The 10,516-nt window shown below is 56.7% G+C and carries 9 protein-coding genes; 7 read left to right on the plus strand and 2 right to left on the minus strand.

Features of this window, described 5'->3' with window-relative positions; all coding sequences use genetic code 11:
• Positions 1-51: 51 nt before the first annotated feature.
• The 3 genes from rpoH (at position 52) to JJ869_RS07080 (ending at position 3,686) form a co-directional block, all read left to right on the plus strand.
• A complete protein-coding gene (gene rpoH / locus JJ869_RS07070; RefSeq protein ID WP_292265570.1) occupies positions 52-948 on the plus strand; it encodes an RNA polymerase sigma factor RpoH in 897 nt (298 codons plus the stop codon).
• Between the two features lie 92 nt (positions 949-1,040).
• Complete coding sequence (locus tag JJ869_RS07075) at positions 1,041-2,009, plus strand: Gfo/Idh/MocA family oxidoreductase (protein ID WP_292265571.1); 969 nt, start codon at positions 1,041-1,043, stop codon at positions 2,007-2,009.
• Between the two features lie 180 nt (positions 2,010-2,189).
• Complete coding sequence (locus JJ869_RS07080; RefSeq protein ID WP_292265572.1) at positions 2,190-3,686, plus strand: class I adenylate-forming enzyme family protein; 1,497 nt, start codon at positions 2,190-2,192, stop codon at positions 3,684-3,686.
• Between the two features lie 61 nt (positions 3,687-3,747).
• On the opposite strand, the gene phaZ is transcribed toward JJ869_RS07080, so the two are convergent.
• The gene (phaZ, locus tag JJ869_RS07085) at positions 3,748-5,025 is read right to left on the minus strand and encodes a polyhydroxyalkanoate depolymerase (protein ID WP_292265573.1); all 1,278 of its coding nucleotides are present in this window, start codon (positions 5,023-5,025) and stop codon (positions 3,748-3,750) included.
• A gap of 110 nt (positions 5,026-5,135) precedes the next feature.
• On the opposite strand from phaZ, the gene phaC reads away from it, so the two are divergent.
• The 4 genes from phaC to phaR all read left to right on the plus strand — a co-directional run bounded on the left by phaC (position 5,136) and on the right by phaR (position 10,059).
• A complete protein-coding gene (phaC, locus tag JJ869_RS07090; RefSeq protein WP_292265575.1) occupies positions 5,136-6,929 on the plus strand; it encodes a class I poly(R)-hydroxyalkanoic acid synthase in 1,794 nt (597 codons plus the stop codon).
• Between the two features lie 135 nt (positions 6,930-7,064).
• A complete protein-coding gene (locus JJ869_RS07095) occupies positions 7,065-7,514 on the plus strand; it encodes a phasin family protein (RefSeq protein WP_292265580.1) in 450 nt (149 codons plus the stop codon).
• A 197-nt stretch (positions 7,515-7,711) separates the two neighbouring features.
• Complete coding sequence (locus JJ869_RS07100; RefSeq protein WP_292265577.1) at positions 7,712-9,397, plus strand: DUF4214 domain-containing protein; 1,686 nt, start codon at positions 7,712-7,714, stop codon at positions 9,395-9,397.
• Positions 9,398-9,480: 83 nt separating this feature from the next.
• On the plus strand, positions 9,481-10,059 hold the full coding sequence (gene phaR / locus JJ869_RS07105; protein WP_292265578.1) for a polyhydroxyalkanoate synthesis repressor PhaR: 579 nt from the start codon (positions 9,481-9,483) through the stop codon (positions 10,057-10,059).
• Here phaR and JJ869_RS07110 read toward each other — a convergent pair.
• Positions 10,060-10,516 (minus strand): DegT/DnrJ/EryC1/StrS family aminotransferase (locus JJ869_RS07110; RefSeq protein ID WP_292265579.1); only part of this gene is annotated, 457 nt, incomplete at its 5' end. It lies immediately after the preceding gene.

Consider the following 10,516-nt stretch of genomic DNA (forward strand, 5'->3'; position numbering starts at 1 on the left):
GCCGCTTCCCAAATTGGATGTTAAGCCCGTAAACATTGGAGGGACAAGGGTATGGCCAATTATGCGAATCTCCCGGCCCCGTCACCGGAAGCTGGACTGAGCCGCTACTTGCAGGAAATCCGGAAGTTCCCGCTTCTGGAGCCTGAAGAAGAGTACATGCTCGCCAAGCGTTGGGTCGAGCAGGAAGACACCGAAGCCGCACACAGGATGGTCACAAGCCACCTGCGCCTCGCCGCGAAGATCGCGATGGGCTATCGTGGCTATGGTCTGCCGCAGGCCGAGGTGATCTCGGAGGCGAATGTCGGGCTGATGCAAGCGGTCAAACGGTTCGATCCCGAAAAGGGCTTCCGTCTGGCGACTTATGCCATGTGGTGGATCCGTGCGTCGATCCAGGAATATATCCTGCGGTCCTGGTCGCTGGTGAAGCTGGGCACGACCTCCGCGCAGAAGAAGCTGTTCTTCAACCTTCGCAAAGCCAAGTCGCGTATCGGTGCGCTGGAAGAGGGCGATCTGCGTCCTGAGCATGTTCAGAAGATCGCAACCGATCTTGGGGTGACCGAGGACGAAGTGATCTCCATGAACCGGCGGCTGTCGGGGGGCGATGCGTCTTTGAACGCCACCGTCGGCTCTGAAGGCGAAGGCACGATGCAGTGGCAGGACTGGCTCGAAGACGAGAGCGCGGATCAGGCGGGCGATTACGAAGAACGTGACGAGCTGGAAGCGCGTCGGGCGATGCTGGTTCAGGCAATGGATGTGCTGAACGACCGTGAGAAGGATATTCTCACTCAGCGCCGTCTGGCTGATAAGCCGGTCACGCTCGAGGATTTGTCGAGCCAATACGACGTCAGCCGCGAACGCATCCGCCAGATCGAAGTACGCGCCTTTGAGAAACTGCAGAAGCGCATGCGCGATTTGGCCCGCGAGCAGGGGCTGCTGAGCGCCGTCTGACACGTCGACCGATAGGACTTTTTGAAAACGCCGGGCCTGTGCCCGGCGTTTTTTCGTGTTAGGCCAAGGCGAACACAGAGGAGGATCAGGCCATGACAGACATCCGGTGGGGCATTCTGGGAGCCGCGAAATTCGCAAGGCAGCATCTGGCCCCGGCGATCCACGCCGCGCGTCAGTCGCGGTTGGCGGTGTTGGGCACGTCCGATCCCGCCAAGGCGGCACCGTTTCGGGCCATCGAAAGCACGATGCGGGTGGTCGATAGCTATGACGCAGTTCTGGCCGATCCCGAGGTCGATGCGGTTTATATTCCGCTGCCGAACACGCTGCATGTGGAATGGACACGGAAGGCGCTGGAGGCGGGCAAGCATGTGCTGTGTGAAAAGCCGATTGCGATGCGGGCGGATGAGATTGATGCGCTGATCGCGCTGCGGGACCAGACCGGGTTGGTGGCTGCTGAGGCTTATATGATCGTGCACCATCCGCAGTGGCAGCAGGTGCGCGACTGGGTGCAGGGCGGGGCGATCGGTGATTTGCTGCGGGTCAATGCGACCTTCACCTATGACAACAGTGGTGATCCGGCAAACATCCGCAACACGGTGGATTTGGGCGGCGGGAGCCTGCCGGATATCGGGGTCTACACACTGGGCTGCACGCGCTTCGTGACGGGGCAGGAGCCGGAGCGTATTCTATACGCGGACATCCGGCGCGAAAATGGGGTCGAGGTGACCACCGAAGCTTTGGCGCAGTTCGACGGGTTCACGCTGACCTCTCTGACCTCGATGCGTATGACACCACATCAAAATGTGACGTTCCATGGTTCAGCAGGGGTGATCGAGGTTGTGACCGGGTTCAATCCGCAAGTACATGGCCATGCCGAAGTGCGGCTGGCGCTCCCGGGGCAGCCGACGCAGATCGTGCAGTTTCCGGGTGTGAACCACTACGTGTTGCAGATCGAAGCTTTTGGTGCCGCTGTGCGCGGGGAGCCCGCATACCCCTGTCCGCTGGAGTTCAGCCAAGGCACGCAAGCCTTCATCGACATGATTTGGGGAGCGGAGAAATAATTCGGGTCGTTGGATACCGCTCAGGATCCTTGTGAGAAAATCGGAATTGCGTTTGAGTTGTGGTGAACTGATTGTCCGTCGAAACTGGGGAGCGTTTGCCGCTACACAAAAGTAAGGCACCGTTCATTCTGTTGGAGGACAAAACTCTGCTTTTGTTGAGAAGGTGACTGTTTTGTCCCTTTGGGCATTTTAGCCATGGATGATAGCTCCGAAGCGTCGAGTACTGTTTTCGCGCGGGCTCTGGACATGCCAGACAAGGTCGCGGTTCAGACGCCGCGTCGGTCTCTGACCTACGCCCAGCTTGCGGATTTGGTCAATCACTGCGCCTTTCGCCTTCAGGCGAAGGACATTGCAGGTTACTCAATTTGTGCGCTTGCGATCCACGATCAACTTTCGCTGCTGATCCATTGGCTTGCGTTGAATCGCCTTCGCGTCGGGGTCGTGTGCGTTCCTGTTCGGCAACCGATTCATGACATTGAGAGTTTGATCACCGAATGTGAGATCAAAGTCGCTGTGTCGGATCATGGATTTGTCTGGCCCGGTATCAAGGTTGTCGACGCCTGTCTCGATCTTACAGTGGGTTCTTTCGGTGGCTCTTTGGACCTGACTGCAAACACCCAGAACCGGATCGAGCATGTGCTCTTGGGATCAGGGTCAACCGGGAAGCCAAAGCTGATTGCATTTGAGTACGGCGCGTTAATGCGCATGATTCAAGCGTATGTCGAGGGCGTAGAGATCACGTCAGAGCACCGGTATGGACCGCTGATCAACCTTCAGTATGGGGGGCCGGTAACTTACTGTTTGATCCGCTTTTCGGTTGGCGCCACCGTGGTTCTGACTGATGCGACAGTTGAGGATCCGTTTCTTTTCCTCGAGCGATTTGAAATTGCGGCGACGGATGTGACCGTGTTGCATGCCGAACAACTCTACCGGCTGGCCCGAAAGCACGGACGACGATTAGAGACCATGAGAGATTTGTCTCTGTCATCGTCGGTGGTTACCGATGATCTTGTATCCCGTTTGAAGGACGCGGTGACCTCTGAGGTGTCGATAGAATACGATACGAACGAGTGTTGGCCGATATGCCGGATCCACATGGGCCGCGAGATACGCCCCAAAGGCTCTGTGGGTCGGGCGCTGAGAAACGCCGCTCTCGAGGTGGTGGATAACGAACACCGCCCCTGTCCGGTAGATCAACCGGGACATGTCCGTATGCGCGCACCGGGTCTGTTCAGCCGGTATCTCGGTCAGCCGGAGGAAACGCAGCGGCGGCTGCAGAACGGTTGGTTCTATCCGGGGGATGTGGGGAAGCTCAACGCGGACGGACATCTCATCTTGCTGGGCCGGTCAGACCACATGATGATCTTCAATGGGGTCAATATCTATCCGGCAGAAATCGAGCGGGTCATGGCCGATCATCCTTCGGTCACCGATGCTGCCGTGATGCCTTTCAAGCATGAAATCCATCAGGACGTGCCGGTCTGCGCTGTTGAACTGCATCCGGGTGCCCAGACAACCGAAGCGGAGTTGCTAGAATATGGCCGGAAGCGCCTCGGAACGAGATCGGCGAAATTCGTCTTTGCCGTTGAAGAAGTTCCGCGCAACCATCTGGGAAAGCTCATCAGGTCTGAAATGGCCGAGATCATGAGGGCCCGGATGAAGACGCGATTCCAGTGACGACCTAGCCGTTCGACTGATATAACAAAAAAGGGCTGATTCGCAGATCAGCCCTTTTGCTTTAGGCGGCGTTGGTGTTGGCCGGTTTGGCCTTTTTCGCCTTGGTGTCGCCCGCGTTGCTGTCGATGAAATCGAGCACGAGCGGCCGGATGTTGTTGCGCCAGCTCTTGCCGGCGAAGATGCCGTAGTGGCCTGCACCGGGTTCCACGTGGCTGGCCTTCATCTCGTCGGGCAGGCCGGTACACAGCTTCAGAGCGGCAAGGCACTGGCCGGGGGCCGAGATGTCGTCTTTCTCGCCCTCGACGGTTTTGACGGCGACCTTGGTGATCGCGCCGAAATTGACCTTGTGACCCGCAACGACAAATTCGTTCTTCGCGATCTCGCGCTTCTTGAAGATACGGTCGACAGTGGAGAGGTAGAATTCGGCGGGCATGTCCATGACGGCGAGGTATTCGTCATAGAAGCGATTGTGCGGGTCGTGGTCCGACGCTTCGCCGCGCATCACGTTCTGGATCTGATCCGAGAACGCGCTGGCGTGCCGGTCGCCATTCATCGAGATGAACGAGGCAAGCTGCAGGAGGCCCGGATAGACCATGCGGCCCACGCCCTTGTACTTGAAGCCGACGCGCTGGATCATCGTTTCCTCAAGCTGGCCCATCGTCACGCGGCGGCCAAAATCGGTCACGTCGGTGGGGGTCGCATCGGGATCGACCGGGCCGCCGATCAGGGTCAGGGTGCGCGGCTGTGCGTCGGGGTCCAGCTCTGCCAGATAGGCGGTTGCGGCGAGGGTCAGCGGCACAGGCTGGCACACGGCGACAACGTTTGTGTCGGGGCCGAGTTCGCGCATGAAGTCCATCAGGTAGAGGGTGTAATCCTCGACATCGAACTTGCCGGCGCTGACAGGAATGTCACGGGCATTGTGCCAGTCTGTCACGTAAACTTCGCAGTTCACGATTAGGGACTTCACCGTGGAGCGGAGGAGCGTTGCATAGTGACCGGACATCGGTGCCACCAGCAGGATCTTGCGGGGCTGTTCCTTGCGTCCGACCACGTCGAAATGGATCAGGTTGCCGAAGGGACGTTCGACTATAGTCTTAACCTCGACAAGATGATCCTTGCCGTCTTCATGGGTGAATGTCCGAATCCCCCAATCGGGTTTTGCAACCATGCGTTCGAAGGTGCGTTCGGTCACTTCCCCCCAGGCTGCCATCCATTGCATGGCAGGGTTGGGCATCATCGCCCAGGCGGGGTAGGACGCCATGGTGCGCGCTGTTGCGCCAAGCCATTGATTTGTATTACGAAACGTTTCCATGAGATCGTAGGTCATCATGTAGCGCATAGAGGCGTCTCCTTATGGTCAGCCCAAAAATTGAGCCAATAAGTCGCTTTGCCTCCCATCGCAGGCGACTGTATTCTGCATAGCAGCATGTTTAGGGGGGAATATTGGCCATGACAACTAACGACGTTGCCGCACCGGAAATGAGCGCGGAGCTTGAGGCCAATTTGCAAAAGGTGGAATCCCTGACTCAGCGGCTGATGTCAGCGCTTTCGCAGAAGAAGCAGATCAACCCGTCACTGCATGGTCCGGACTCGATGCTGTATGGCAAGGCCGTGCAGGCCTATTGGCAGGAATGGCTGCAAAACCCGGCCAAAATCCTGGAACACCAGATCGAATACTGGGGCAAATCCGTCACCCATTATGTTGAGGCGCAGCAGGCGCTGGCCAAAGGCAAGCTGCAAGCGCCTGAAGATCCCGGTCCCAAGGATCGCCGCTTTTCGAACCCGCTTTGGGACGAGCATCCGTATTTCAATTTCATCAAGCAGCAATACCTGATCAATGCCGACGCGATCCGCACAGCGGTGGACGACATCGAGGATATGGACGCGACCGAGAAGAAGCGGTTGCGCTATTTCGCGCAACAGATCGTCGACATGTTCGCGCCGACCAATTTCCTCGCGACCAATCCCGACGCGCTGCAAAAGGCGCTTGAAACCGAGGGGGAGAGCCTTGTCAAAGGGCTGGAGAACCTTGTTGCCGACCTCGAGGCGAACAACGGTGAGCTGGTGGTGCGTCTGGCCGATGAGGGCGCGTTCCAGATCGGCGCCAATATTGCCACGGCCGAGGGCGAGGTCGTCTATCGCAACCACATGATGGAGTTGATCCAGTACAAGCCGACGACCGAGAAGGTCCGGGAAACACCGATCATCCTGTTTCCGCCCTGGATCAACAAGTTCTACATCCTCGACCTCAAGCCGGAGAATTCTTTCATCCGCTGGGTGGTGGACCAGGGCTACACGCTGTTTGTGGTGAGCTGGATCAACCCGGACGAGTCCTACAAGGATGTGGGTCTCGATACCTATGTCGAGGACGGCTATCTGCGCGCCATCGAAGAGGTCAAATCCATTTGCGGTGTCGATAAGATCAATGCCATCGGCTACTGCATCGCGGGCACCACACTAAGTCTGACGCTGTCGCTGTTGAAGCAACGGGGCGATACGTCGATCAAATCCGCGACCTTCTTCACCGCACTGACCGATTTTTCCGATCAGGGGGAATTCACGCCGTTCCTGCAGAACGACTTCATCGACGGCATCGAGGCAGAGATCGGGGATACGGGGCTTCTCAAGTCCTTCATCATGGCAAGGACGTTCAGCTACCTTCGGTCCAACGACCTGATCTACGGGCCCGCCATAAAAAGCTACATGATGGGAGAAACGCCGCCCGCGTTCGACCTTCTGTATTGGAACGGCGATGGCGCGAACCTGCCGGGGCGCATGGCGGTCGAGTATTTGCGTGGACTGTGCCAGTCCAATAAGTTTGTCGAGGGCAGCTTTGAATTGATGGGGCAAACGCTCAGTTTGAAGGATGTCGACGTCCCGCTGTGTTCCATCGCCTGCGAGACCGACCATATCGCGGCTTGGAAGGACTGCTATCGTGGCGTGCAGCAGATGGGGTCAAAGTCAAAGACGTTCATCGTGTCGGAGTCGGGCCATATCGCGGGAATCGTGAACCCGCCTTCGAAGAAAAAATATGGTCACTACACCAATGATGACCTGTCTTTGTCCGCGTCTGACTGGATGTCTTCAGCTGAGTATACAGAGGGATCGTGGTGGCCCGTCTGGGAGAAGTGGCTCGCCAAGCGCGCCGGGAAATGGATCAAGGCACGGGAAATAGGGGATAAATCCCATCCGCCCCTGGCACCGGCACCCGGCACCTATGTGATGATCAAGGCGCGCGCCTGATCCATCCTGCCCATTGGTCAAAGTTTTTTGCTGCAGTGCAGAAAGAGGGTTGAAATGCTGCGGTGCAGCATGTATATATTCCTCATCTGCAAAAGACAGCGGGGTGGGCCCGCAGAGCAGGAAAGGATTAAAGCAATGGCTAAGACAACCGATATGACAGCGACCCTGAAAGAAATGATGGGCGCATTCCCGGTCGACACGAAAGCAATGGAAGACGCGTTCAAGACAACAGCAACTCTGAACGAGAAGCTGTCGCACGTTGCAATCGAAGCGGCTGACAAGTCGGCAGAGATTTCTGCAAAATGGACCAAAGACACTCTTGCTAAGCTGGGCGAAATGTCCAAGGCGAAAACAGAGCCGGCAGACTATGCCAAGGCGATGACCGATTTCGCTTCCGCTCAGGCTGAAGTTGCTGCCGAGAACATGGCCGCGTTCGCTGAGATCGCGAAGAAAGTCCAGATGGACACCGTTGAGCTGATGATGGCAGCTGGCAAGGACCTGTCGGAAGACGCGACCGCCGCAGTCAAGAAAGCAACGGCTGACGTCACAACAGCTGCCAAGAAAGCAACTGCTGTTGCGAAGTAAGCATTAAGGATTAGCGTTCTCTCCTCCCAAATTGGAACGCTATATTCTGGCCGGGCTCCTTGTGAGTCCGGCCTTTTTTGATGGAGCACCGGTGTCAAGAGCCGGTCGTTTCATTAACGGTTGGGCCGCATCGATAGTAGACTCATTGTGTAGTCCGCGTTAGCGTATTGGCTCAATTGTTTATTTGGGATTTAATTATGCCGTTTCTTGCTGCTTTGGGCGCCGTGTCATCATCGCTTTCGATTTTATCGTTTTTTGGAGTCGCTGACCGTGAAGGAGAAGACCGTCAGGAGAAATTCGACAGATTGTCTGCTGATCTTGACCAGCTTAAGACCTTTGCGACCGCTCAAAGTGACCAACTGATTGCGCAGTCACTTGGGACGTCAATGGCCGCGCTGGACGTTTTGGAAAGGTACGAAAACGAAGCAGATACGGCGCGGCGAGCAGACCTTGCTGCAGAAGCTGAGTCCTTGGCCAATGTGGGCTTGAACGAAGTGTTCCAGCAAGTTGAGTCCGTTCGCGGTTCTGCGTCTCTAGAAAGCTTGGTTTACCATCTATACGCTCTTCCCCTGGCGATGAGCATCCGAACCGAAGTGTCAGCAGTTGTTGGCGAAGGGCCGTTGGGAACACCCGGACTACACCGCCAGATCAAGGAGGCCGCAGATCTCATTTATGACGAGGGCAGCACGTCGAACGTATTGAGCGCTATTGGTTTCAGCCTTCAGGATGCGATTAGCATAACAGTAACAGATGGTTCGTTCGCAGCGTCTCCGGTACTCGGATTTGTAGTAGATTCCCTGATCGCCCAAGTTTCGGGAAACAGCACGCTGGGTTTCTCGGCGTCAGAAACTGTTGGTCCGTATACCGTAACGCGGTTGGTTTTTAGGTCTCACCCTGACAGAGACGAATTCAATGACGAGGTCTCCATCGCAGAGATCGCTGTTTTCTCAGAGCTTATGCGGCTGAGTATCGATGCGATCGGCTTTTCTGACCTCGAAGCATTCGCTGAGTCCCTTCATGAACATTTGGCCTCGTCTCCAGCTTCGGTCGATGTGCATGATCGACGGCTGACAACCGGTGATGATACGGAAGATGGCACTTCACGTTCCGATTACCTGTTTGGCGACGACGGGGACGATGAGCTGTCTGGGTTGGCAGGTCCAGACGCAGTTAGTGGGGGAACAGGCAACGATATTCTGCGCGGCGGGCAGGATGCGGACTATCTGACAGGTGGCCCGGGCGATGATATGATATTTGGCAACGCGGATTATGATGACGCGGGTGAAGGCGACACGGCCCGATTTGCTGGCCGGGCAAGAGACTTCGAAATCGAAGGTGGGATCACCTATAGTATCGTCGCTGGTGCAGACGGCACGCGCGACAAGCTTTTCAATGTTCAGTTTCTGCGCTTTGATGATCAAACAATCGAGTTGTCAGCGGGTTCAGCATTAGACGGGGCTGGCGATCCTCAAGGGTTCATCGTCGCTGAACGTGTTGCTTTGCTTTACGAAGCTGCATTGAACAGAAACGGTAATATCGATCTACCGGGACTGAATTTTTATATCGAAGTCACGGAAGCGAATAACCTGACCGACGAATTCTTGGCTCGTGATCTGATGACAAGCCCTGAATTTACCGCAAATTTCGGGAACGCACGGACACTGTCAAACGAAGAGTTTCTTCGGCAGGTCTATAACAACGTTCTCGAAAGAGACCCGGACATCGATGGTTTTTTGTTCTATCTCAACCTTCTTGAAAACAACGTCATCACAAAAGAATTGGCCCTTGCCGACATTGCGATTTCACCCGAGAACACCGAAGCCTCCGGTGATATCCTCATGAGCCTTTATGAGTCTTCGGACGGCCAGTGGAGCTTTGTTTGATCCATACTCTCTCAGTGCTTTCTTTTTGTGCTGCATGTGCTTAGGCTGCAATGCAGCAAAGACATTCCGGGGAGGGGACACCTTTGGCCGACGACCAAAATCCGCTGTTGATCAAGCGCTACGCGAGCCGACGTCTCTATAACACCGAAACATCCGACTACGTGACATTGGAAGACATCGCGGGGTTCATCCGGGGTGGGCGCGAGGTCAAGATTGTCGATCTGAAATCCGGGGACGACCTGACGCGGCAATACCTGTTGCAGATCATTGCCGAACATGAAAGCCGGGGCGAAAGCGTGCTTCCGACCAATGTGCTTAACGATCTGGTGCGCAGCTACACCACCACCGCCACCAGCGCGGTGCCGCAGTTCCTTGCGGTGAGCTTTGAGATGTTCCGCGACAGCCAGTCGAAATGGATGGAGAACATGAACAAGGCCAACCCGATGTCGGGTGTGCCGGGGTTCGAAGCCATTCAGGCGCAGCAGGAAGCGTTTCTCAAGGCGATGACCGGCGGGATGAGCGGGGCATGGTCGGGCCCGTCCAAGGATGACGCCGACGCGCCAGCCAAAGACACGAAATCCGGCAGCAGCACCGACGATCTCGATGCGATCCGCACCCAGCTTGCCGAGCTTCAGAAAAAGTTGTCGAAGCTCGACAAGTGATCAGGCCAGCGCCTGCACCGGCGGGCGCATGACGTGATCCATGGCGGACAGGATCACGTCCGCTACGGCATCACATTCTGTCAGTGTAAGTCGTGCCGGCAGGCGGCAATCGCAGGCGCGCGCCAGCATCGCCCGTGTCTTGGGCAGGTCCGGCGCTGGTCCAAGGAATTCCCAGTTCCAGAACGCCCGTGCATTGTCGGCGCTGCGTCCGAAGACCTGGATCGACACACCCATCGCCTTTGCTGTGTCGACAAACGCGTCAACATCCGCATCGTTCATGTCCCGCAGGCTGAACTGGAGCGAGTCCGGCGCGCGCTCTTCTTTGGGCAGGGACGGCGGTACGGTGATCCAGGGCGACTGGCGTAGGCGGGCGGCCACGTGATCGTGGTTGCGGCGGCCATCGCGGACGCGGCGGTCCAACTCGGCCAATTGCGGGCGGATCACGGCAGCGGACAGG

The sequence above is a fragment of the Marivita sp. genome, assembly GCF_017643905.1.
GTDB lineage: Bacteria > Pseudomonadota > Alphaproteobacteria > Rhodobacterales > Rhodobacteraceae > Marivita.